Annotated in this window: 2 protein-coding genes; both read left to right on the top strand. The window is 37.1% G+C overall.

Annotation, left to right across the window (positions count from 1 at the left end; all coding sequences use genetic code 11):
- The first annotated feature begins 101 nt into the window (after positions 1 to 101).
- Positions 102 to 491: a transposase gene (locus ACE01N_RS20530; protein WP_380592960.1), complete on the top strand. Its 390-nt coding sequence runs from the start codon at positions 102 to 104 to the stop codon at positions 489 to 491.
- A gap of 2 nt (positions 492 to 493) precedes the next feature.
- The coding region (locus ACE01N_RS20525; RefSeq protein ID WP_473965032.1) for a transposase family protein at positions 494 to 933 on the top strand (440 nt) is incomplete at its 3' end.

The raw sequence follows: 933 nt of genomic DNA, 5'->3' as shown, positions 1-933 counted from the left end.
GCCAGCTCTTTTCGTCCTGACAGTTCCTATCCTATCGGACAGAAACTGCCACGACACCATACCGCGGGAACGTTGTATTTAATACTGACTCATACGGAATAATGGCTACACAACACGTAGCAATTATGTATAAAAATGATGGTATCGTAAGAAGGTACAGCGAGGGTTTTAAACTCAAAATTTTATCAGAACTTAGTACTGGAAATTATTCCAAGAAAAAGCTTGGAGAAATTTATGGTATTAACCGGACTACCATAAATGAATGGATAAAAAAGTACAACCGGAAAGATTTAATGAATACCAGGATACTCGTGGAAAATCAAGATGAAACAACACGGCTCAAAGCCTTACAAAAGGAAATCAAACAACTAAAAGAGTTGCTCATTAAGAAAGACTTAGACAAGTTAGTAATGGACTCATACCTTGAAGTAGCTGCTGAAAAATTAGGTTACAAAAGTGTCGATGAGTTAAAAAAAAACTTAAACCTTTAAGTTTGATTAAGTCAGTAGAAAAAACAAAACACACTGGACAGGCAAGCGTTGAGCAAACCTGCCAGTGTTACCATATGCACAGGGATGCTTATTACAAATTAAAGGATCGAATACAAAAGCAGGATCATATTACAAATCAAGTAATACTGCTTGTTAAACAAGAGCGTATTGAGCAATCACGTGTGGGTACAGTAAAGTTATACAAAGCTTTGAAAGGTTCCTTCGTAATGGCAGGATTAAAAGTAGGCAGGGATAAATTGAATAATATCCTGCGAGAGCATGATATGCTTGTTAGACGTAAAAAAGCTTCGTGCAAAACAACCGATTCGTATCACCGTTTTCATAAGTATAAGAACCTGGTAAAGGACATGGATGTTACAGCCCCTAATCAAGTCTGGGTGTCTGATATAACCTATATCCGTACCATCAACGGCTTTTGTTA

Source organism: Quyinboa ferrireducens, assembly GCF_042436675.1.
Classification (GTDB): Bacteria; Bacteroidota; Bacteroidia; order Bacteroidales; family UBA5342; genus JBHJHP01.
This window is presented reverse-complemented; position numbering and strand designations above follow the sequence as displayed.